Annotated in this window: 23 protein-coding genes; 4 read left to right on the forward strand and 19 right to left on the reverse strand. The window is 71.7% G+C overall.

From position 1 onward, the window contains the following. Positions 1–139 precede the first annotated feature (139 nt). Complete coding sequence (locus tag ACH5AO_RS07510) at positions 140–1,684, forward strand: MFS transporter (protein WP_398922801.1); 1,545 nt, start codon at positions 140–142, stop codon at positions 1,682–1,684. A 30-nt stretch (positions 1,685–1,714) separates the two neighbouring features. After that, positions 1,715–2,914 (forward strand): FAD-dependent oxidoreductase, encoded by a 1,200-nt coding sequence (locus tag ACH5AO_RS07515; RefSeq protein ID WP_398922803.1) that lies wholly within the window; start codon positions 1,715–1,717, stop codon positions 2,912–2,914. A gap of 647 nt (positions 2,915–3,561) precedes the next feature. Here the strand turns inward: ACH5AO_RS07515 and ACH5AO_RS07520 are convergent. The 17 genes from ACH5AO_RS07520 to ACH5AO_RS07600 form a co-directional block, all read right to left on the reverse strand. Then, positions 3,562–4,149, reverse strand: a complete 588-nt coding sequence (locus ACH5AO_RS07520) for a TetR/AcrR family transcriptional regulator (protein ID WP_398922805.1) — start codon at positions 4,147–4,149, stop codon at positions 3,562–3,564. Positions 4,150–4,168: 19 nt separating this feature from the next. Continuing rightward, positions 4,169–5,440 carry an acyltransferase domain-containing protein gene (locus ACH5AO_RS07525; RefSeq protein WP_398922806.1) on the reverse strand — a complete coding sequence of 424 codons (1,272 nt, stop codon included), beginning with the start codon at positions 5,438–5,440 and terminating at the stop codon, positions 4,169–4,171. Then, positions 5,437–6,276: a cyclase family protein gene (locus ACH5AO_RS07530; RefSeq protein WP_398922808.1), complete on the reverse strand. Its 840-nt coding sequence runs from the start codon at positions 6,274–6,276 to the stop codon at positions 5,437–5,439. The genes ACH5AO_RS07525 and ACH5AO_RS07530 overlap by 4 nt, the downstream gene beginning before the upstream one ends. 13 nt (positions 6,277–6,289) lie before the next feature. Continuing rightward, positions 6,290–6,808 (reverse strand): methyltransferase family protein, encoded by a 519-nt coding sequence (locus ACH5AO_RS07535; protein WP_398922810.1) that lies wholly within the window; start codon positions 6,806–6,808, stop codon positions 6,290–6,292. Continuing rightward, positions 6,805–7,788: a carbohydrate kinase family protein gene (locus tag ACH5AO_RS07540; protein WP_398922813.1), complete on the reverse strand. Its 984-nt coding sequence runs from the start codon at positions 7,786–7,788 to the stop codon at positions 6,805–6,807. Before ACH5AO_RS07540 ends, ACH5AO_RS07535 begins: the two co-directional genes overlap by 4 nt. Before the next feature lie 34 nt (positions 7,789–7,822). Further along, the gene (gene metK / locus ACH5AO_RS07545) at positions 7,823–9,022 is read right to left on the reverse strand and encodes a methionine adenosyltransferase (RefSeq protein ID WP_398922814.1); all 1,200 of its coding nucleotides are present in this window, start codon (positions 9,020–9,022) and stop codon (positions 7,823–7,825) included. Continuing rightward, the gene (locus ACH5AO_RS07550) at positions 9,019–9,471 is read right to left on the reverse strand and encodes an SRPBCC family protein (RefSeq protein WP_398922817.1); all 453 of its coding nucleotides are present in this window, start codon (positions 9,469–9,471) and stop codon (positions 9,019–9,021) included. Before ACH5AO_RS07550 ends, metK begins: the two co-directional genes overlap by 4 nt. A 4-nt stretch (positions 9,472–9,475) precedes the next feature. After that, complete coding sequence (locus tag ACH5AO_RS07555; RefSeq protein ID WP_398922819.1) at positions 9,476–9,727, reverse strand: acyl carrier protein; 252 nt, start codon at positions 9,725–9,727, stop codon at positions 9,476–9,478. Between the two features lie 37 nt (positions 9,728–9,764). Then, positions 9,765–10,190, reverse strand: a complete 426-nt coding sequence (gene acpS, locus ACH5AO_RS07560) for a holo-ACP synthase (protein ID WP_398922821.1) — start codon at positions 10,188–10,190, stop codon at positions 9,765–9,767. Continuing rightward, a complete protein-coding gene (locus ACH5AO_RS07565) occupies positions 10,169–11,407 on the reverse strand; it encodes a beta-ketoacyl-[acyl-carrier-protein] synthase family protein (protein ID WP_398922823.1) in 1,239 nt (412 codons plus the stop codon). The genes acpS and ACH5AO_RS07565 overlap by 22 nt, the downstream gene beginning before the upstream one ends. Beyond that, positions 11,404–12,690, reverse strand: a complete 1,287-nt coding sequence (locus tag ACH5AO_RS07570) for a beta-ketoacyl-[acyl-carrier-protein] synthase family protein (protein WP_398922824.1) — start codon at positions 12,688–12,690, stop codon at positions 11,404–11,406. Before ACH5AO_RS07570 ends, ACH5AO_RS07565 begins: the two co-directional genes overlap by 4 nt. A gap of 2 nt (positions 12,691–12,692) precedes the next feature. After that, positions 12,693–13,736: a methyltransferase domain-containing protein gene (locus ACH5AO_RS07575; protein WP_398922825.1), complete on the reverse strand. Its 1,044-nt coding sequence runs from the start codon at positions 13,734–13,736 to the stop codon at positions 12,693–12,695. Next, positions 13,733–14,767, reverse strand: coding sequence for a methyltransferase (locus tag ACH5AO_RS07580; protein ID WP_398922827.1), 1,035 nt, complete (start codon positions 14,765–14,767; stop codon positions 13,733–13,735). Before ACH5AO_RS07580 ends, ACH5AO_RS07575 begins: the two co-directional genes overlap by 4 nt. Then, positions 14,764–15,195 carry a cupin domain-containing protein gene (locus ACH5AO_RS07585; protein ID WP_398922828.1) on the reverse strand — a complete coding sequence of 144 codons (432 nt, stop codon included), beginning with the start codon at positions 15,193–15,195 and terminating at the stop codon, positions 14,764–14,766. The genes ACH5AO_RS07580 and ACH5AO_RS07585 overlap by 4 nt, the downstream gene beginning before the upstream one ends. Positions 15,196–16,065: 870 nt before the next feature. Beyond that, positions 16,066–17,304: an IS256 family transposase gene (locus ACH5AO_RS07590; RefSeq protein ID WP_398922830.1), complete on the reverse strand. Its 1,239-nt coding sequence runs from the start codon at positions 17,302–17,304 to the stop codon at positions 16,066–16,068. A 362-nt stretch (positions 17,305–17,666) separates the two neighbouring features. Continuing rightward, complete coding sequence (locus ACH5AO_RS07595) at positions 17,667–17,870, reverse strand: DUF397 domain-containing protein (protein WP_398922832.1); 204 nt, start codon at positions 17,868–17,870, stop codon at positions 17,667–17,669. After that, positions 17,867–18,685: a Scr1 family TA system antitoxin-like transcriptional regulator gene (locus ACH5AO_RS07600; RefSeq protein WP_398922835.1), complete on the reverse strand. Its 819-nt coding sequence runs from the start codon at positions 18,683–18,685 to the stop codon at positions 17,867–17,869. The genes ACH5AO_RS07595 and ACH5AO_RS07600 overlap by 4 nt, the downstream gene beginning before the upstream one ends. A 495-nt stretch (positions 18,686–19,180) precedes the next feature. On the opposite strand from ACH5AO_RS07600, the gene ACH5AO_RS07605 reads away from it, so the two are divergent. Beyond that, the gene (locus ACH5AO_RS07605) at positions 19,181–19,894 is read left to right on the forward strand and encodes a hypothetical protein (protein ID WP_398922837.1); all 714 of its coding nucleotides are present in this window, start codon (positions 19,181–19,183) and stop codon (positions 19,892–19,894) included. A gap of 46 nt (positions 19,895–19,940) precedes the next feature. On the opposite strand, the gene ACH5AO_RS07610 is transcribed toward ACH5AO_RS07605, so the two are convergent. Continuing rightward, complete coding sequence (locus tag ACH5AO_RS07610) at positions 19,941–20,690, reverse strand: hypothetical protein (RefSeq protein ID WP_398922838.1); 750 nt, start codon at positions 20,688–20,690, stop codon at positions 19,941–19,943. A 210-nt stretch (positions 20,691–20,900) separates the two neighbouring features. Between ACH5AO_RS07610 and ACH5AO_RS07615 the strand changes: the two genes are divergently transcribed. Next, the gene (locus tag ACH5AO_RS07615) at positions 20,901–21,482 is read left to right on the forward strand and encodes a DUF6461 domain-containing protein (RefSeq protein ID WP_398922840.1); all 582 of its coding nucleotides are present in this window, start codon (positions 20,901–20,903) and stop codon (positions 21,480–21,482) included. Positions 21,483–21,750: 268 nt separating this feature from the next. On the opposite strand, the gene ACH5AO_RS07620 is transcribed toward ACH5AO_RS07615, so the two are convergent. Then, positions 21,751–22,026: transposase family protein (locus ACH5AO_RS07620; protein ID WP_398922842.1), on the reverse strand; the 276-nt coding region annotated here is incomplete at its 5' end.

Genomic DNA, 22,026 nt, shown 5'->3' on the forward strand with positions numbered 1-22,026 from the left:
TGGCCCCCCCGGGCGCCCGGTTGTCCCCCCCGCTGGGGGCCCCAAACCCTTTACCCCCCCGTCCGCGCACCCCGCGTCTCCTAAACCTCACGCTACATGTAGCGTATCGTATCGACTCCGGACTGGGAGGGGCGGCGTCGTGCTCAAGCGGTGGTGGACCTTGTGCGTGGTGTCGGTGGGCAGCTTCATGCTGCTCCTCGACGTCACGATCGTGAACATCGCACTACCCGACATCGAGGAGGCGCTCGACGCGTCCCTCACCGATCTGCAGTGGGTGGTGGCCGCCTACGCCGTCTCGCTGTCGGCCGCCCTGCTCACGGCGGGATCGCTCGCCGACCGGTTCGGCAGACGAGCCGTCTTCTCCTGGGGGATGACCGTCTTCACCCTCGCGTCCCTGCTGTGCGGGGTCGCCCAGAGTCCGCTGATGCTCATTCTGGCGCGGGTCCTGCAAGGGGTCGGCGGCGCCGCCCTGCTGGCCACGTCCCTGGCGCTGCTGGCCGCCGCCCACCCGGACCACAAGGAACGGCACGTGGCGCTCGCCGTCTGGGGCGCGGTCAGCGGTGCCGCCCTGGCCGTGGGGCCGCTCGCCGGCGGGATCCTCGTGGAGGGCGTCGGCTGGCGGTGGATCTTCCTGGTCAATCTTCCGGTCGGGGTCCTGGCCCTCGTCGCCACCGCCCTGCGCGTCGAGGAGTCCCGCGCACAGCGGCCGGGCGCCATCGACTGGCCCGGCTTCCTCACCCTCGGCACCGCCCTGGGCACGCTCTCCTTCGCCCTGCTGCGGGCCAACGAGGAGGGATGGGGCAGCACCCCGGTGGTCAGCGCGTTCATCGTCTCGGGCGTCTCCCTCGTCGCCTTCGTCGTCGTCGAACGGATCCGGCGCGACCCCATGCTGCCGGGTGAGCTGTTCGAGAAGATCACCACCACGGGCGCCGCGCTGGGCGTGCTGGCCATGAGCACGACGGCGTTCGCCCTGCTCCTGTACCTCACCCTGTACCTGCAGACGGTGCTGGGCCACGCACCACTGGCCGCAGGGCTGCGGCTGCTGCCGCTGACCCTCTCCATCTTCGTGGCGTCCGCGGCGGCGGCCCGCCTGGGAACCCTGCTGCCGGCCCGTTGGCTGGTCTCCGCGGGCCTGGCCTGCATCGGTACGGGACTGCTACTCATGGGCGGCATCTCCGTCTCGGACGACTGGACGGGCCTGCTCCCCGGCCAGCTGGTCACCGGTCTCGGTGTCGGCCTGGTCAACCCGAACGTGGTCGCCGCCGCGATGGGCGCGGTCGAGCCGGCCCGGGTCGGCGTCGCCTCCGGGCTGAGCAACACCTGCCGCTCCCTGGGGATCGCGGTGGGGGTGGCCACGCTCGGCTCCGTCTTCGCCGACCGGGTACGGGACGGCGTCCACGACGCGCTGGCGGGCACCCCGCTGGAGGCCCGGGCCGGCGAGCTCGGCCACGCGGTGGCCTCCGGGCAGGTCGGTCCCGCGCTCGCCCAGCTGCCCGGAGAGCAGCGCGGGGTGTTCGCCGGAGCGGCCCAGGGCGCGTTCGTCGACGGCCTCAACTCGATCCTGACCGTCTCCGCGGTGGTGGCCTTCGTGGGCGCGGTCCTCGTCCTCCCCCTGATCCGCGGCCGCGACCTCGTCACCACCGGGCCCGACGGCGAGCCCCTTCCGATCGCCGCGGGGCACTGACCCCCGTACCACCAACCACAGGAGCAGACTGTGCAGACCCTGACCAGCCGGTGCGTCGTCGTCGGCGGTGGCCCCGCGGGCATGATGGCGGGCCTGCTGCTCGCCCGGCAGGGCGTGGACGTGATCGTCCTCGAGAAACACGGCGACTTCCTTCGCGACTTCCGCGGGGACACGGTGCATCCCTCGACCCTGCGGATCATCGAGGAACTGGGGATGATCGACGAGTTCCTGCGGATCCCGCACAGCAAGGTCAGCACCATCACCGTGCAGACGCCCGCGGGCCCCACCGTCTTCGCCGACTTCGCGAGGATCCCCGGCACCCACCCGTACATCGCGTTCATGCCGCAGTGGGACGTCCTCGACTTCCTCGCCCGCAAGGGCCAGGAACTGGACACGTTCCGGCTCGTCCAGAAGGCCGAGGCCACCGAGGTGATCCGGGAGGGCGACCGGGTCCGCGGGGTGCGGGCCGTGACGCCGGACGGCCCCCTGGAGGTCCGGGCGGACCTCGTGCTCGCCGCCGACGGCCGGCACTCCACCATGCGCCGGTCCGTCGGACTGCCCGTCTCGGCGTCCGCGGCGCCCATGGACGTGCTCTGGTTCCGGCTGAGCCGGGAGCCGGACGAGACCATGAGCTTCCTGCACACGGGCCCCGGCTTCGTCCTGGTCACCATCGACCGCGGTGAGTACTGGCAGATCGCCTACGTCATCCCGCAGGGCGCCTACGAGACGGTCCGCACGGAGGGCCTGGACCGGCTGCACGACGACGTGGCCTCCGTGCACGGGCCGTTCGCCGCACGTCTGCGCCGGGAGATCACCGACTGGGACCACGTGAAGCTGCTGAGCGTGCGCGTCGACCGGCTGCGCACCTGGCACCGGCCGGGGCTGCTGTGCATCGGCGACGCCGCCCACGCGATGTCGCCGGCCGGCGGGGTGGGCATCAACCTGGCCGTGCAGGACGCCGTGGCCGCCGCGCGGATGCTCGGTCCGGTGCTGCGCGCCGGCCGCACCCCCGACCGGCGCGCGCTGGCCGCGGTCCAGCGCCGCCGCTCCCTGCCGGTGCGGGCGGTGCAGACGGCCCAGGTGCACATGCTGGCCGACCTGTACCCCAAGGACCGCAGGACCACGGTGGAACGCCCCCTGGCCGCCCGTGTCGTCCGCCGCTTCCCCTTCCTGACCCGCTGGACGGCCCAGTTCATCGGCGTCGGCCTGCGCCCGGAGCACGTGGACTGACCGGTGCGGGTCCCCTGACGGCGGGGCGCCGTCCGGGGGCGGGAGCGAGCGGCCTGACCGGCGGCCGGTTCGGCGTGCAGAGGTACGGCCTTCGCAGGGGCCGCCCGGGTGTGGCGGGCAGAAGCGCGAGCGACCGCCCGGTGGCGCCGGCTCTCGGGCCGGCGAGGGCCCGTGTTCACCCGCCGGTGTGACGCGCGGGCGCGAACGTCCGGGACGACGGCCCCGCGTCGGGCGGGCCGCACCGTACCGAGCCGACCGGCCTCACCGTACGAAGGCGGCCGACCGCACCGTACGGAACCGACCGAACACGTACGGGGAGCCGTGGGGCAGCGGGGCGCGCCGTGCGGGGCTGCGGAACGCGCTGGGCAGGCGACGGACGCACCGGACCAAGCGGCCAGACGCACCGAGCGGGAGCGGCGAAACGCGCCTGCGGGGCGGCGGGACACGCCGGGCAGAAGACAGACGCGCGAGGCAGGGAACGGACGCACCGGACCAGGCGGCCAGCCGCGCCAAGCGGGAGCGGCGGAACGTGCTGTGAGGGAGCGACCGGACGCGCCGGGCGGGGGCGGCCGGACAGCCCGTTCGTCCGCCGACATGACGGCACCGGGCGCGGGGGCCGCCGGGCATGGGCGGTACGCGGGGTCGCGTCAGGCGTGGATCGATGGCCAGATGACGTCCAGGACCCGATCGGCCCAGTCGGGCGGCGGGGTGCCCTGGGTGACGGAGCGGGCTATGTAGGAGCCCGCCAGCATGCTCACCACCGTCTCGTGGTCCACGCCGGCCCGCAGTTCCCCCTCCGCCTCCCCCGTGCGCAGCGTTCCGATCATGACGTCCAGGCGGGGACGCAGAATGGTTTCGCGGAAGGCCCGGGTGAATTCCGGGTCCTCGTCGCCGTGCAGCACCGCGGCGAGGGCGCGCAGCCCCACCACGTCCTCGACACCGCGCCTGAATTGCTCGAGCAAATTCAGCAGCCGTTCCCGGGTCGGATTTCCCACCGGCGGCTCGGGGATGTCCTCCACGAAGGCCAGGGAGGAACGCAGCAGCTCGAAACGATTCTTGTAACGCCGGTAGATCGTGGTCTTCGCGACCCCGGAACGCTGGGCCACGGCCTCCATGGTCACGCCCGTCGGCCCCTTTTCCCGCAACAACGCGAGTGCCGCCAGGACGATCTCCCTGGACACTTCCGCACTGCGCGGCCTTCCCGGTGCCGACCGGGTGTTTTCTCCCTGAACCATTCCGCGGATTATATCTGTGTCAAGGGGCCGGCCGGGCCCCCGCGCCGACCGCGGACCGGCTCACCGGCGCCCCGGCCGTGTACAGCCGGCCGAGGGCGTCCAGCATCGTCCCGGTGCCGTCGGTGCTGCGGCCCAGCGAGGCCGGCCAGACCCGTCCGCCGCCCGGCAGACAGCGAGCGCCGAGCCCCGCCAGGGCCCGTCCCGGCCCGAGTTCCAGGAAGGCGCGTACGCCCATCGCGTCCACCACGCGGATCGCGTCCAGGAACCGCACCGGACCGCGCATGTGCCGCCCCCAGTACACCGGGGTGAGCTGTCCGGCCTCCAGCGGTCGCCCGGTGACGGTGGAGACGAAGGGCACGCGCGGAGCGCGGGCGCGCACCTCCTTCGCCACGGTGGCCAGTTCGCCCAGTGCCGGTTCCTGGAGCGGCGAGTGCAGTCCCGCCGGCACCGGGAGCCCGCTGACCCGGGTTCCCGAGGCGGCCAGCCGCCGCGTGATCCGGGCCAGGGTGGCGGCCCGCCCCGACAGCGACACCTCCCCCGGTGAGATGACCGCCGCGATCCCCACCGTCGGCTCGAAGTCCTCGAGCACGTCGAGTGCGGTGTGCTCGTCCAGGGCGACGACCGCCATCGCGCCGTCCGTGACCCGCTCCGCCAGGGTGGTCTCCGTACCGAGCAGCCGCACCGCGTCCTCCACCCGGAGCGCGCCCGCGCAGGCGGCGGCCGCGTACTCGCCGGAGCTGAAGCCGAGCACCACCGCGGGCTCGACGCCCCGGCTGCGCCACAGTGCGGCGAGGGCCGTGCTCACGCAGAAGGTGCCGAGCGCGGCGTGCGCCGTCCGGTGCACGACACGGGGCTCCGCGTCGGGGCAAAGGAGCCGCTGCAGCGGCGTCGACACGAACGGCCGGGCCGCCTCCGCGCAGCGGTCGAACATCTCCCGGTACACCCGCTCGGTGCGGTACAGCCCCTGTCCCATGCCGGCGAACTGCGCGCCCTGGCCGCTGAAGAGGAACGCGACGCGCGCGGGCCCCTCGGCGACCCCGGTGTGCACCTCGCGGACCGTCTCCCCCGCCAGGTGGGCGTCGAGGCGGGCGGCGACCTCCTCGGCGGTGCGTCCGGTGACGCTCAGCCGGTGGGCGGCGTGCGGGCCGTCGGCGGCGCGTGCGCACACCTCCGGCAGCGGAGGGCCGCCGGGCCGCGCCAGCCGGGCCGCGGTGTCGCGTACGAGGCCGGTGAGCTCCTCGGCGCCGGGAGCGGACAGCAGGAGCAGCCGGGGCGCGTGGTCCGCGGTCATGACCGCCGCTCCGTCCCCGGGTCCTCGCCGGCGCGGCCCGTTTCGGCCACCGCCCGGCACCAGGCCGCGCCCGCGTCGGCCAGGGCCACCGGGAAGGCCGTGAAGGTGAAGGGCCCCTCGGGGATCTCCCGGAGCCGGGCGAGCCCTTCGATCTGCACGAACTCCCGTCGCCTGCCGTGCATGTGGGCGGGCCACAGGACCTCGCGGTCCCCCGAGGAGTAGTAGCGCTCGACCATGTCGCGGGCGGGCCCGTCGAAGCTCCAGCAGTCCGTGCCGAGGACCTTCACGCCGAGGTCCAGCAGGTGGTCGACGGCTCCGGGGGAGATCGCCGTGGACCGGGTGTGGTACTCGGGCGTGCCCAGGCGCAGATCGGAGTCGGTGCGGAAGAGCACCACGGTTCCGGGTCCGACGCGTGCGCCGGAGGCCGCCAGCGCCTCCTTGGCGTCGGCCGCGGTCACCGTGTTCCCGCAGGCCCGCACGTCCAGTACGGCCCCGGGTCCGCGGAACCACTCCAGGGGCAGGTCCATGACCTTCTTGGCGGGGCGCCCCTCGCACTCGGGTCCGTAGTGGAAGGGCGCGTCCACGTGGGTGCCCTGGTGGACGGACATGCGGTAGAACTCGTTGGACAGGAAGCAGCCGTCCGGCAGGTCGTGGGGGCGCAGCCGGCGGCGGCCGGTCAGCCACCGCCAGTGGTTGAGCAGCCGGTCCCTGCGGCTGTCGCCGGGCAACGCCCGTATGCGGCGGGAGAGGTGGCGGATGCCGTCCCGGTGGAGCCACTGCTCGAACTCGACTCCAGGGGCGCGGCGGCTGACGGGGATGCTCAGGTCGACGTACACGGCTGCTCCTCATTCAGTGCGTGCGCCGGTGCGTGGCCCGGCGGCCGGTGGTCCTCGCGGCGCCGGGGATCCACCCGGGCACCGCGCGCCGGTAGGCGGCGTACTGCTCCCCGAAGGCCTCCCTCAGTCCCGGCTCCTCGATCCGGGCGGTGGTCACGCAGGACACGGTCAGGACGACCGCGGCCCAGACCAGGACGGCCGTCGCGGACCACAGCAGGGCCTCACCGGCCAGGAGCAGGGTCATCCCGGCGGCCATGGGGTTGCGGATCACCCCGTACCAGCCCGACCGGACCAGCTGTTGGGGCGGGCGGTCGCCCAGGGGGGTGGGCTGGCGCAGGTAGACGCGGTCCACGGCGTCCGCGGTCATCCAGGCGCCGAGCAGGACCAGGACGGGTCCGGCGGTCGTCCGAAGTCCGTCCGGGCCCGGTGGCGAGGGGCCCGGCAGCCACAGTCCGAGTGCGGCGGGGACCGCGCCGGCCACCACGAGGGGGATCAGCAGGGGCTCCGCGCGCAGGGTCCGTACGCGGCTCACGGCAGGCTCCCGAGCACGGGGGCGAGGGCGGTCGCCGCGCGCTCCCCGTAGGCGCCGCGGAGCCGGGCGGCGAGCGAGCGGGCGCTCACCGTGTACTCCTGGGTGCCGGTCGACTCCAGGGCGAAGGAGGCGAGGACGCAGCCCAGCCGGGCCGCCGCCTCGACGGGGACGCCCCGGGCGACGGCGGCGAGCATCCCGGCGCGCAGCGCGTCGCCCGCGCCGGTCGGTTCGACTGCCGTGACGTCGGGGACGGCGGGCACGACGACCGGCTCGTGGCCGGAGCGCTCGACGAGGACCCCGGCGGCGCCGAGCGTGGTCACCCAGGTGCCGACCCGTTCCAGGACGCCCCGGGCGGTCCAGCCGGTGCTCTCCTGGAGCAGCGCCGACTCGTACTCGTTGGTGAACAGCCAGTGGGCGTCCGTCAGCAGGAACTGCACGTCCGCGCGGTTCAGGCGGGCGATCTGCTGCGAGGGGTCGGCGGCGAACGGCCATGCGGCGGTGCGGCACTCCTCGGTGTGCCGGAGCATCGCCGCCGGGTCGTTCGGCGAGACGACCACGAGGTCGGGCGGCCCGGCCCGCTCGGCCACGTCCCGCAGGGAGATGGTGCAGGCCGCCGTCATGGCCCCGGGGTGGAAGGCGCCGATCTGGTTGTGGTCGGCGTCGGTGGTGCAGACGAACCGTGCCGTGTGCCTGCCGGGTACGACGAGTACGGAGTCGGTGTCGACGCCGTGCTGTTTCAGCCACACTTGGTAGTCGGTGAAGTCGGGTCCGACCGCGCCGATGAGGAGGGGTGTCAGGCCCAGTCGGCCGAGGCCCAGGGCGATGTTGGCGGCGACCCCGCCGCGCCGGGTCTCCAGCCGGTCGCACAGGAACGACAGGGAGACGCTGTGCAGCCGGTCGGGTACGAGTTGTTCGGTGAAGCGGCCCGGGAAGAACATGAGATGGTCCATCGCGATGGACCCGGTGACGGCGATGCGCACCCTGGAGCCTCCTGAGGTCGTGCGGCGGTGCGGGTCAGATCCCGGCGGCTTGCCGGAGTTTGCCGGCCCGGTCGGTGGCCTCCCAGGTGAACTCCGGTCCGGTGCGGCCGAAGTGCCCGTAGGCGGCGGTCCGGGAGTAGATCGGGCGCAGCAGGTCCAGGTCGCGCACCAGGGCCCCCGGCCGCAGGTCGAACACCTCGGTGACGGCCCGCTGGACGGTGGCGAGCGGCACGGTCTCGGTGCCGAAGCACTCCGTGAACAGGCCGACGGGGCGGGCGGTGCCGATGGCGTAGGCGACCTGCACCTCGCAGCGGGCGGCCAGGCCGGCCGCCACCACGTTCTTGGCGACCCAGCGCATCGCGTACGCCGCCGAGCGGTCCACCTTGGAGGGGTCCTTGCCGGAGAAGGCGCCGCCGCCGTGCCGGGCGGTGCCGCCGTAGGTGTCGACGATGATCTTCCGGCCGGTGACGCCGGCGTCGCCCATCGGGCCGCCGGTCTCGAAGCGGCCGGTCGGGTTGACCAGCAGCCGTACCCCGGAGACGTCCAGGACGTCGGCCAGTGCCCGGAGTTCGGGGTCGAGGACGTGGGTGCGCAGGTCGGGGGTGAGGAGGGTGTCCAGGTCGATGTCGCGGGCGTGCTGGCTGGAGAGGACGACCGTGTCGAGCCGGACGGGGCGGTCGCCGTCGTACTCGACGGTGACCTGGGTCTTGCCGTCCGGGCGCAGGTAGGGGACGGTGCCGTCCTTGCGCACCTCGGACAGGCGCTTGGCCAGCCGGTGGGCGAGGGTGATCGGCAGCGGCATCAGTTCCGGCGTCTCGTCGCAGGCGAAGCCGAACATCAGGCCCTGGTCGCCGGCGCCGAACCGGTCGAGGGCGTCCACGCGTCCCTCGATCCGGGACTCGTAGGCGTGCGACACGCCTCGGTCGATGTCGGGCGACTGCCGGCCGAGGGAGACGTTCACCCCGCAGCTCGCGCCGTCGAAGCCCTTGGCGGAGGAGTCGTAGCCGATGGCGAGGACGCGTTCCCGGGCCACGGCGGCGGCGTCGATCGCGGCGTGGCTGGAGACCTCGCCGGCGATGTGCACCTGACCGGTGGTCACGAGGGTCTCCACGGCCACGCGGGCGTGGCGGTCCTGGGCGAGCAGGGCGTCCAGGACCGCGTCGCTGATCTGGTCGGCGATCTTGTCGGGGTGTCCCTCGGTGACCGACTCCGAGGTGAACAGGCGCCGGGTCACGGCCGTACGGCCCCGGACTCGATCTTCCGCTTGATGCCGGCCTGGTTGTGGCGGGTGTGGACGTTCATCCGCTCCAGGACGGTCTCCAGCGGCACCTCGAACTTCTCGTCGAGTTCGAAGTCCTGGATCCAGGTCATCAGGGTGCCCTCGGGGACCGGCCGGTAGGTCCACCTCAGGTGCATGTACCGGAACGGGTACAGCGGGTCGCGCCGCTCGGCGACCGCGACGAGGTCGCGGTGGTCCAGGATGCGCCAGGAACGCCAGCTGGCGCCCTCGGCGTTGGTGAGCTCGAAGACGATCTCGCTCCAGCGGCCGTCGCGTTCCTGGGAGACGACCTTGGCGCCGCTGTACTCGTCGAAGATCTCCGACCAGCGGGCGATGTCGTTGGTGACGTCGAACACGTGCCCGGCGTCGGCCTCGATGACGATGCTGTTCTCGATGCGCGGCACGGTCTCAGCCCCTTCCCGCGGCGGCGGCCGGGATCAGCCGCGTCACGCAGTCCACGAGGTCGCGGAAGGTGGTGAACCCGCCCTCGGTCCCGGCGTCGATGTCGATTCCGAAGCGCTGTTCCAGGGCGACGACGATCTCCACCAGTTCGGTGGAGTCGATGTCGAGGTCGCGGCCGAGGTGCCGGCCGTCCTCGAGTTCCCCGGCGTCGAACCCGATGCCCCGCAGGACGTCGACGACTTCTTCCCGTACGTTCATCCGGCTCACTGGCTCCTTCACTCGTTCTCGTCGTGTCTCACACGGCCACGGCGACGGCCACGGCCACGCCCGCCTCGTGCGTGATGCTCAGGTGCAGGCGGCTGAGCCCGGCGGCCTCGAACGCCCGTGCCGCCCGCCCGGTCAGCCGGGGCGCCGGCGCCCCGGACGCCTCCCGGCCGATCTCCACGTCCCGCCACGCGCAGCCCGCGCCGTGTCCGCCGAGGGTCTTGCGCACGGCCTCCTTGGCCGCCACCCGGCCGGCCAGGCAGGCGGCGCGGTGGCGCGCCGACGCCCCCAGGCACAGGGCCTGTTCGGCCGGGGTGAACAGTCGGTCGAGCAGTGGCTGCCCGCGCCGCTCCAGCATGGCGCGCAGCCGGTCGATGCCGACCACGTCGATGCCCACCGCCCGCACACCCGGTACGTCCACGGGCACCGGTCCGGTCAACGCCTCAGCAGCAGACACGCGTTGACACCCCCCAGCCCCCGTGAGACCACCAGCGTGTGCTGCCACCCGGGGGCGGGCCGGGCCTCGCCGCGCACCAGGTCCAGGTCGATGCCCGGGGCGGGACGGTCGAGGTTGACGGTGGCCGGGACCGTCTCCTCCCGCATGCCCCGCAGGGCCAGCGCCACGTCGGCGGGCGCGGCGGCGCCGAGCAGGTGACCGAAGCCGGACTTGGGCACGGTGACCGGCATCCGGGCCGCGGCCGGTCCGAAGGCCTCGTGCAGCGCGTAGCCCTCGGTGACGTCCTCGAAGGGGATCGCGGAGCCGTGGGCGAACACCGCTCCCAGGTCCTCGCCCGAGACACCGGCCCGGTCGACCGCGGTGCGCATGGCGCGGCCGAGGACGGCGCCGGTCGGTTCGACGGTGTAGTACGGCATGTAGCCGTCGGTGCTCACGCCCCAGCCGGCCAGTTCGCCGAGGACGGTCGCGCCCCGGCGTTCGGCGTGCTCGCGCCGTTCCAGGATCAGGAACACCGCGCCCTCGCCGAAGACGCTGCCGCCGTGTCCGGCGTCGAAGGGCCGGTACAGCGCGTCGGGGGCGAGCGTGCCGCGGGCCTTGGCGCCGAGCCCGCTGGTCTCCAGGCACAGCCAGCCGTACGGGGACAGCGGCGCCTCGACACCGCCGGCGATGACGACGTCGGCGCGGTCGCGCAGCAGCGCCTCGGCCCCGCCGATCAGGGCGTACGCGCCGCTCGCGCGGTCGGCCACGAAGGTGCGGGCGGGGCCCTTCACGCCCTGGTCGATGCAGATGTTGCCCTGTGGGGCGGCGGGGAACCAGGCGGTCGCCTGGTAGGGGCTGACCGCGCGCGGACCGTCGGTCCACAGGTTGCGCAGCTCGCGTTCGGCGAACTCCCAGCCGCCGAGGACGTTGCCGACCATGACGCCGGTGCGCTCGGGGGTCACGTCCGTGCCAATGGTGACGCCGGCCTCCGCGAGGGCCTGGCGCACGGCGTGGACGGCGAGGTGCGTGAAGCGGTCGGTGCGCTTGACGAACCGGGACGGCAGCTCGGCGCCGGCGTCGAAGCCGGACTGTCCCGCGGCCGGGCAGGCGTACGCGGAGGCGTCGAAGCGGTCGATGGCGGTGATGTGCGCGACTCCGTCGCGGGCGCCCTGCCACAGGGGGTCGAGGCCCGTGCCGGCCGGGGTGACCGCGCCGATCCCGGTGACGACGACGCTCATCGCCGGCCTCCTTCCCGGACGGCGCTGGCGACCAGGGCGGCGTGCAGGCCGGCGAAGCCGCTGGCGTCCTTGAGGATGACCTCGCCGTCCCAGGGGCGTCCGGTGCCCGGCACGTAGTCGAGGTCGCACGTCGGGTCGGGGTTCTCGTAGTTGGCGGTGGGGTGCACGAAGCGGTGGGTGCAGGCCAGGGCGCACAGCACGAGTTCCATGGCGCTGGCCGCGGCCAGGGCGTGGCCCAGCATGGACTTGGCGGAGTTCACCGGGATCGCCCGGGCGCGCGGGCCCAGGGCGAGTTTGAGGGCGCTGGTCTCGCAGGTGTCGTTCTGCCGGGTCGAGCTGCCGTGCGAGCTGACGTGGTCGATGTCGTCGGGGCCCAGTCCGGCCTGCTCGACGGCCTGGGTCATGGCGCGGGTCAGATCGGCGCCGTCGGACAGCAGGTCGGTCATGTGGATGGCGTTGGAGGTGTGGGAGAAGCCGTCGATCCGCAGGTACGGTGTCGCGCCGCGGGCCCGGGCGTGCTCCCGTTCCTCCAGTACCAGGACGCCGCAGCCCTCGCCCAGCACGAAGCCGTCGCGCCCGTCGTCGTAGGGGCGGGAGGCGGCCTCGGGGCGGCCCCGGTGGGCGCGGGAGAGGCAGTTGATGATCTCGAAGGAGGCCACGGTGACCGGGGTGATGGGCGCCTCGGTGGCTCCGGCGATCATCACGTCGGCGTCCCCGTGGGCGATGGTCTCGAAGGCGTGACCGACCGCGTCGATGCCGCCGATGCAGCCGGTGGACAGGGTGACGCACGGGCCCTGCGCCCCGAACAGGGCGGACAGGACGGTGCCGGGGGTGTTCGACATGGAGGCGAGGTACAGGTCGCGGCCCGCCTTCGCCGGGTCGACGGGCTTGCGGCCCTCGTCCGTGACGGCGAGGAACTCCTCCTCCATCCTGGGCGTGCCGCAGATCGCCGTGGACAGCGAGATGCCGGTGCGGTCGGCCGCGTGGCCACCGGCGTCGAGACCGGCGTCCCGCATCGCCTGGACGGCGGCCTCGACGGCGAACTGCACGTACCTGTCGAGCCGTCGCACCTCGGGCGGCAGGGAGGGTATCCGCTCCTCGAATCCGGGTACTTCCGCCACCGCGTCGGAAAGGAAATCGAATCCCTTGAACAGGGTGGAACCGGTGATGTCGGAAAGCGGTTTGGTGACGCTCCTGCCCGCCGAGACGGTGTCCCAGAAGGCTTCCTTTCCGATTCCGGCCGGGCTGACGACTCCGAGCCCGGTGACGACCACTTCTCGCATGGTTACTGCCTTTCTCCCGTCAGGGCCGTCACCAGCCCGCGAGTGACGCTTTCCTTCGCCGTGATCCCCGCCTCTGCCATGAGGGCGCGGTATTCGCCGGCCTCGGGCAGGCCGCCGTTCTGGGTGTTCACCAGGAGGCTGAGCGCGAGCATGGGGCGGCCGAGCGGGGGCCGGCCCGGCGGCGTCCGCATGATGTCGGCGAGCAGCAGCGTGCCGCCGGGCCTCAGGACGCGGGCGCACTCCCGGATCAGCCGGGCGGCGGTTCGCCGGCCGGCGAACCGGCCCGCGTGCGCCATGACGACGGTGTCGAACTCGCCGTCCGCGAACGGCGCGCCGTCGAAGTCGGCCGGCACAAAGCGGAACCGCCCGGCGACCCCGAACTCCGCGGCGCGTTCGCGGGCCACGGCGAGGAGGGCCGGATCGTCGTGTGCGGTCACCCGTGCCCGGGGGTCGGCGCCGGCCAGCGCGATGCCCCACTCCCCGCTGCCGCAGGTGAGGTCCAGGACCCGGCCGGCGTCGACCGGCCCCAGGGCCGCGACCACGGAGGACGCGATCCGCACGGCGAGCGGGAAGGCACCGGCGAACATGCCCCGGTGCCGCCCGCGCCCGGCCGGGTCCCCGAGGTCGCCGCCGCGGTCGCCGGAGCGCGCCAGCGACGTGAGCGCGCTCCAGCGGTCCCACTGCGCGAGCACCTCGTCGAAGTGGTCCCCGAGGTAGGCCGAGGACCCCTCCACCAGGTACGCGCGCGCCGTCCGCGTCGGCGCCCAGCCCGCCGCGCCGTCACCCGACACCAGCCCGAAGTCCTCGAGGACCTCGAGGAGTTCGCCCAGCACCCGCGCGTCGCAGCCCAGGTCGGCGGCGAGCCGCGCCGTGGTGCGCGGCGTCCGGTCCAGGGCGGTGAACACGCCCAGGTCCAGGGCCGCGCCCAGGGCCCTCGCCCGGGCGAAGCCGAAGTTGAGGGCCAGCAGCGGTGCGGGGTCGGGCAGTTCGGTGTAGCGGGCGAGGGCCGCGGCGACGGAGGCCTGCGGCGTGGACGTGTCCGTCACCCGGAGCCCCTCGTCGCGACGAGCAGCCCGGACAGTGCCGACACGTTCCTGGTCGCCACGTCGCGGAATCCGGCGTCGGCCACCCAGGAGCGGATCTCGTCGACGTCCCGGACTTCGCCCTCCTCGGTGTTGACCAGCAGGATCAGCCCGAACATGGAGGGGAAGAGCCCGGAGGCGAGCGACGGCATGTGGGAGTGGACCAGCAGCCGCCCGCCGTCGGGGAGGTGGGCGTGGATCCGCTTCACCAGGTGCGCGGCGCGCTCGGAGCCGTAGCCGTCGAGGACGTGGGAGAGCAGGACGGCGTCGCTCTCGGGCCAGGCGTCCTCCATGATGTCGGCGGGCACGACCTCGATGCGGTCCTCCAGCCCGGCCTCCGCCACGTTGGCGCGGGCCAGGTCGGTGACGGCGGGGTAGTCGAGGGAGGTGACGCGCAGTCCGGGGTGGCGCTTGGCGAGCGCGATGGAGTAGTCGCCGGAGCCGCAGCCCAGGTCGATGATGTGGCGCACGCCGTCCAGGGGCGCGGCGGCGGCCAGCCGGTCCGCCTGGAGGCGGGAGCTGACCCGCATGGCCTGGATGAGCCGGCCGGTGCCCTCGCGGCCCTCGCCGGCCGCGGCGCCCTGGTCGCGGTACCCCTTCTTCAGCACCCGCTGGTTGAGCGAGGCGTTGGTGCGCACCGCCTCGTCGAGCCGGGCGAAGTGGCCGAAGTGGGAGTCCTGGTGCGCGGCGAAGCCGCCCATGTAGTCGGGGCGCCCGGCGACCAGGTAGCGGTCGGCCTCCTCGCTGTTGCGGTACGTGCCGTCCTCGGCGCGCACGAGGTCCAGGCCCCTGAGCGCGACGAGGAGCGCCCGGGTGGGGCGCGCGCTGAGGCCGAGCTCGCCGGCCAGGTCCTCCACGGTGCGTGGCGCCTTGTCCAGGGCTTCGAAGACACCCAGGTCGAGGGCGGTGAACACGGCCTTCGACTGGAGGTAGGCGGTCAGGATGGAGTGGACCCGGGAGGAGTCCTCCCGGGTGGTGGGGGCCGTGGTGGTCACTTGCCCTCCAGGAGGCTGGTGTACTCGGGCAGCTGGGTGTACTCGTAGGGGTCCTCGGAGAGGAACACGTTGCGCACCGGGGGCCGTTCGGTGGGGGCGACGACCAGGAACCGGCAGGTCTGGTCGGGGCCGGTCACGAAGCCGTGCGGCTCGTTGCGCGGGATGAAGATGGCGTCACCGGGGCCGACCTGCTCGGTGCGGCCCTGCTCGGGCATGACGAGGCCCATGGAGCCCTCGATCACGTAGATCTCGTGCTCCCACTCGTGGAAGTGGGGCGGGGTGGAACCGTTCGGCGCCACCTCGAACTCGGTGAGGACGAACCGGTCGGCACCGTCCGGTGTGTCGATGAGCTTGCGGTGGGTCGTCTCCTTGGCACCCGGCTCCCGTACGATTTCGGCCTTCACCTGTGTCCGGTGCACGCGTTTCATCCGACACCCTTCTTCTCACCGGGGAATTCCCCTTGCGGAATACGAACGGAATGCGAGCGGAATGCGACAGGTCTCGCCGGGCCGGATCCTGCCGTGCCGGCTTTCGGCCTTGTCGACCGCCGGTGCTGAATGTAGGTGAGCGTCTCGGGCCGTTTCGACGGGCAAGGGCCACCGCGCCCGCCGGGCGAATGTCCGTCCGGCACATGGGACAAACGCCCACGGGGCCGGGACGGAGGGGATCACGCCGGCGGACCCGCCCGGGGCCGGTACGGGCGGGGCCCGGTATGGGCAGGACCCGGTACGGGCGAGACTTGGCGCGGGCCAGACTTGGCGCGGGCAGGACCCGGCGCGGGCGGGTGGCCCCCTGTCCTCGGCGGATACGCGCGCCCTGGTCCGCCTCTTCCTTTTCGGCCCGGCCCGCGAGCGGAGCCTGCCGGTGGGGCCGGGAACAGGGACCGGGACGAGGCCGGGGAAGGCCCGCGCGGACGGCACCGCCGGGAAAAGCCGGTGAGGGCCGCGGCTCGCGCGACCCGCACGGGATCATGTGTCCGGGGCCTGATGTCCGCACCGGCGACGCGCTCGTGACCGCTCGGGCTCGCCTCGCTCCCGGGAGTGGCCCGACTGCCACCGCGAGAGACCGGGAAGGCCCACCTTCTGTACCGTCCCGGAGCAGTTGAGGAAGCTACTGGCGCACCCGGACACCGGTCATCAGTGTCCGGGGCTGGTCATACTCCTCCCGTCACCACTCCCTGCGGCTCGCCGTTGACCGTCACCGCGGGGTCGGCCTCCACCACGCGTACGGACATGTCGATCGGGGTCACGTCCGCTGGAGTGGTGTATCGACGGCCACTCGGTGATCTCGTTTTGAGGCTATGCGGTGAGTTCGGTGGGCAGGGCGGTCTCGTCGGTTTCTGACTCGATCGGGTGGAGCCGGGCCTTGGCGAGGAGTTCGCGGCCCATGTAACGGCGGGCCTCGGTCCACTCGTCGTTCCGCTCGGCCAGGACCGCCCCGACGAGCCTGATGACGGCGGTGCGGTCGGGGAAGATGCCGACCACGTCGGTGCGGCGCCGGATCTCCTTGTTCAGCCGTTCCTGCGGGTTGTTCGACCAGATCTGCCGCCAGATCTCCCGCGGGAAGGCGGTGAAGGCCAGCAGGTCGTGCTGGGTGGCGTCCAAGTGGGCTGCCGCCTTGGGGAACTTGGCCTCCAAAGCGTCCAGGACGTGGGTCATCTGGGCCTTCACCGCGTCGGTGTCGGGCTGCTCGAACACGGTCCGCAGCAGCGTGGCCACCCAGGGCTGGGCCGACTTCGGCACCTGGCTCAGCAAATTCCTCGCGTAGTGGGTGCGGCAGCGCTGCCAGGAGGCGCCGGGCAGCACCGCGCCGATGGCGTCCACCAGGCCGGCGTGGGCGTCGGAGACGACGAGCTGGACGCCGGACAGGCCGCGGGCGATCAGGGAACGCAGGAAGGCCAGCCAGCCGGCGCCGTCCTCGGCGATGGCGACGTCCAGGCCGAGGATCTCGCGGTGGCCGTCGGCGTTGACGCCGACCGCGATCAGCGCGTGGACTTTGATGATCCGGCCGCCCTCGCGGACCTTCTGCGTCAAGGCGTCGACCCAGACGAACGAGTACGGGCCGGCGTCCAGGGGGCGGTTGCGGAAGGCGGCGACCTGCTCGTCCAGGTGCTTGGCCATCGCGCTGACCTGGGACTTCGACAGCTGGGTGACGCCCAGGGACTCGGCGGGCTTCTCCACTCGGCGGGTGGAGACCCCGAGCAGGTAGGCGGTGGCGACCACCGAGATCAGGGCCTGTTCGGCCCGCCGGCGTCGTTCCAGCAGCCAGTGCGGGAAGTAACTCCCGGACCTGAGCTTGGGGACGGCGAGTTCGACAGTGCCGGCGCGGGTGTCCCACTCGCGCGGGCGGTAGCCGTTGCGGTGGTTGACCCTCTCGTCGCTGACCTGGCCGTATTCGGCGTTGCAGAGGGCGTCGGCCTCCGCGGACATGAGCGCGTCGGCGAACGTTTTGATCATCGCGCGCAGCAGATCGGGACTCGCCGAGGCGAGGTTGTCCTCGGCGAGGGCGTGCAGGGGCAGACTGTCGGGTGCGGTCATCGTGCTGATCTCCTTCGAGCTTTCGACATCTCGAAGATCAGCCGGTGGCCGTTCTTATATCCGGACACTCACTCCGACGCCGGGGCAAACGCCCGGATCAGGTGAGAACCCGTACACCACTTCCTTGGACGTAACCCGCACCCCTCGCAGGCGATCGCGAAGTTGCGGCCGCTCACACCCTTGGCCTGCCCTCACCAGGATGCAAGCCGGGCACGCTCACTTCCAAGCTCGCTTGGGCGCGGAGATCGCCACTTGGTCGCTGGACTCCACCGGAGAGTCGTGGGCGGCCTGAGAGCCATTCCTCCAAGCGACTGCCGGCGGTTCATTAGGAGACGCCAGCCGTCGCAGACAGCCATACAAGTTCACACCACCTCAAGCAGCGCCGACCATGCTGCGGGGCTGACCTCCAGCACCGGCCCACCTTGAGCGACCCGCTTCGTGTCACGCACGTGCACCGCGTTCGCCTCCAAGGCGACCTCAACACACTCGCCACCCGCGCCGCTGCTGTAGCTACTCGTGAACCAACGTAGTTCCGAGCGCTGACCGCTTGCGTCTTCCGTGTTCATAGATCTCCCAACAGCTTCTGAACGAAGGCTAGTGACTCCGGGGGCGTGAGGCCCTGCGCTCGCAGGATGCCGTACCGCTCCTCGTACCCTCGGACCACCGGCCGCTCACTGTAGAGGTGGCTGTGCTCGTTCACCTCCACATAAGCGATCCTCTGCGCCTTGCTCGTCTCCATCAAGGTGAACGGGCCACCCATCCCGGCATGTTGGCGGCGGTCGGTCGGCATGACCTGGATCTCGACGTTGCGTTGCTGGCCGTAGAGAAGGATCTGCTCCAACTGAGCCCGCATCACAGCGTTCCCTCCCAGCGGCCGACGCAGAGTGCTCTCCTCGATGACGAAGCTGATCGTGGGCATGGGCATGCGCGAAAACAACTCCTGGCGAGCCAGCCGGGCCGCCACGCGCTGGTTCACAGTGTCCTCGTCCAGCAGGGGGCGCCACATCTCGAACACCACCCGCGCGTACTCCTCAACCTGCAACAACCCCGGCACAGCCTGGTTGGCGTACACATGCAGCTCAACCGCCTCCGCCTCCAGCTTCGCCGCATCCCGAAAGAACGACGGATACCGCGCCCGAGCCACCTCCTCCTTCAACGCCGCCAACAGCCCGCCGGCCTCCAGTACCGCGTCCGCCCGCTCGATGAACTCCGGCTTCGGAATTCGCCGCCCCAACTCCACCGAGGCCACCATGTCCTCACCGTAACTGAGCTTCGCACCCAACTCCGCCCGCGTCAGCCCCCTGCTCGTCCTCAGCAACCGCAACTGCTGCCCGAAACACCGCAGGATGCCCGTCTCGCCCTCACCGTGAGTCGTAGTCACCGGCCACCTCACCTCACCCGCCCACACAATGGCGCCCTCCGCAGACACCACACCCGACCGTCACTCACAGCTCACCCTAGAGACACAAACCGTAGCTTTCGCGCCACTCGCCCCCGCTTCCCCCGTACCGGGGACAAACGCCCGCGACTCCCCCGTACAGCGCTCGCCTGTACACCCCACCCGCGCGGTTCCCCAACTCCCCGAGAAAATCATGCCGTTACTCCCTGCATTTCCGGCAGAGGAGGGCGCGAAGCAACACCACCCCCCTCATGATCTACATTTGGCTCACTTCGAGCATGTATGAATCATCAAGGGGGAGGCATGGCCGAAGTCCGGCACATATGCCCATTCTGCGGGCATGGCAGAGGCAGACTGATGCGCGTCGAGAACGAAGGCGTCTCCAATTGCGCGCGGTGCCACAAGAGTGACTGGAGCCGCCGGTTCCCGTTCCCCGGGCCAGCGCAACAGGAGAGTCGGGAAGTACGCCGCGCACAGATGGACGCGGTCCTCTCCAAGATGTCGTCGCGCAAGGCCGAGGAGGAGCCCGCCGACGTCGAATCCCCCGAACCCGACGCTCCCACCGCCGCGCAGCGCCAGAACCCGGAAGACGAAGGACTCGTCCGTACCGTCCGCGAGGAGGAGCCCGACGAGCCCCATCGGGCTCTCCTCACCTCCTCAGGTACCCGACGGCCGTACGCTCCGCCTGCTCGCCTCCGCGCCCGGCATGCGATCACCGTGGTCGCTTTGCTGGTCGTGGCAACCGCCACCGCTGTCGCCCTGGACCGAAGCGAACCCCAGCCCGCTGCCGAGGCCGCGGCCCTCCCGGCTCCGGCGACCACCGTCACGACGACTGTCACGGCAACGACGACGGTGACGGCGACCGTCACCGCTTCCCCCGCCGAGCCGACGAAGACGCAACCCTCTGAGCCGACGGAGAAGTCCCCTCCGGTCCGAGCGGAGCCCACTCCCCAGCCCACGTTCTCCGACTCACCGGGCCGGCACGACGGGAGCAACTACGACAACCTCTCGCCCGAGGGACAGCAGGCGCACGACACACTGAACTGCGCCGATGTACCGGGCCACAAGAAGGGAAGCTGCAACGAACCCCGCCGGAAGTGCAACCTGGACGGTGCCCAGGTGATCTCGTCCGGAGGGATCCGGCTGACGTGCCGGATGGCCGACGACGCACGGTTGCGCTGGCTCCCCTGACGCCCCGCGAGCCCACGGCTCACGAGGTGGCAAGCGACCGCCCTTCTCAACGTCGGCTGCGGCGGTCGCGACCCACGAGTATCGCGAGGGTGATCATGCCCGTCAGCACGGGTGTTCCCACCAGACAGGTCACGGGATGGAGCAGTGTGCTGGCGAACGGGTTCGGCTCGGGGTCGGAATCCGTCGGGAGTTCATCCATGGCCATCGCGGTGAAGAAGATCGCGACCCCGGCGACGAAGCCGACCAAACCCATGAGAAAGGCGAGTTGCAACTTCCAGGCGAATTCCTGCCAACGCCGGCCGTCCCTCCTGTCCGTCGCGGCTTCGGCCCAGCGGACTTGTCGGACAGGTCTCCAGTACGTCCGGTACACGAAGAACAAGGTGAACACCAGAATCATCAGCCCGACGGAGATGAACATCGCGTAGAGCTGGGCGTTCTCGTCCTTCATGTCCAGGGAGACGATGACCGGCCCGACAACGATTGCGGGCACGACGATCCAGAAGGCCAGGTAGGTCCGGACCGTCTCGATCCAGCGGACCCGGGACCTGCCAATAATCTCGTAGCGGGTGATCGTCCTGGTCGAGAGAAGCCCGCTCTCGTCGCTGAACCCCGTTTGCCGCACGTAGTACCGGCCGAGCGGGAAGAGCGGCAGGATGATCATGAACCAGCAGGTGGCCAGGAACCCCCCGCTCTCATCGGCACGGGAGTTGTGCAGCAGCATCGTGCCGAGGGCGTTGTAGGTCTCCAGTTGAGGGAGATCTTCGTCGGAGGCCAGCGGGTACAGGATGTCGGCCATGCGGAGGATGGTATTCGTCCCGCGCCGATCACAGAATCCCGAGAACCGAGGAGAATTGCCCACGACGTCATCACCATCGCCCGCCCGGCATTCGGTCCGGACCGGGGACCTCGCCGGTTTGGTGATGCCGGCGTCCGCCAACGGGAGTTGGGGCATGTGCCGTAGCGTTGGCGGCTGCCAGGTGAAGGCCGACCGGGGAAGGCGCGGGGCGTGACGGCTTCCACGTTGTTCGATGTGCTGGGGTCCGAGTGGTTCTGCGTGACCGCCGTCCGGGGCCTGGGGGAAGCAAACATACTGGCCCGGCTGGGCGCCGTCGCCCCGGATCCGCTGCCCCGGTATCCCATCGACGGTACGGCTGAGCACTTCGGCATGGGCAGCTGGGCGGTACGGATCCACTGCCCGGCGGAGTCGGGCTGGGCGTACGTGTTCGATGCGCTCCCGCAGATGGGTGTCCCGTTCAAGGAACCGGTACTCAAGGAACTGTCCAGGGGCACGGAAGCGGTGTCCGTGTGGAAGTTCCTCGACGGCACCACTCGCGTGGCACACGCCCGTGACGGGGAGATCCTCGCCCTGTTCGACTCGTGGAGGTTCGACCCGGCGTCCGGGAAGGAGCCGGACCGGCTCAACCGGGCCCTGGAACGGGTCGGCTTCTTCCTCGACGAGCCGGATGACGACTTCTCCGACCCGGCCGCCGCACTGGAAGCGGTCGAGAGCGACTTCGGCCTGGCGGTGAACCCGCGGGACGTGACGGGGCCGCTGCCGACGGTCGTCGTTCCCGTACGAGCCGACTGACCAGCCGACGGCAGCCGCCGGTCAGAAGGTGACCCTCAGCCGAAAGCCGTCGTCAGCCGGACGCGCGCGCTCTTGATGAAGAGTCCACAGGCACCACCCGGATCGGAGTCGAGATCGCCGGGGATGTGGCCGCACATGCCTTCTCCTCCCCGGTGAACGGGCCGACAGAGGTCACGTCAAGTCAGTCGTACGTTGTGGTGGCTGTATCAGAGGTCATCAAGTCCTCTTCCGGTACCGGTCCTGACGACCTCTAAGGGCTTGCCGATCATTAACCTGTCGTCTTGATCTTGCTGTTGGGGTTGCTGCTTCGGGTGGCGACTTGGGCTTGGAGGGCTGTCAGGGCGGCTGGTGGGGTGGTGGCCGGCGCGATGGTGATGCCCTGTGCTTCGAGTAGGCGTCTGATCTTCAGCAGGGTGCGGTGCATGGCGGTGCGGCTGCTGTTGAAGAGCACGGCGAGGGGTTCCGCGGCCAGGTTGACGTGCAGGTGGAGCACGGTGGCCAGGACTTGGTCGGCGAAGGTGAGCCGGGGTGGGCGGCCGCGGCG

Origin of the sequence: Streptomyces sp. NPDC018964, from assembly GCF_044390325.1 — a bacterium.
In the GTDB taxonomy this organism is placed as follows: Bacteria; Actinomycetota; Actinomycetes; order Streptomycetales; family Streptomycetaceae; genus Streptomyces.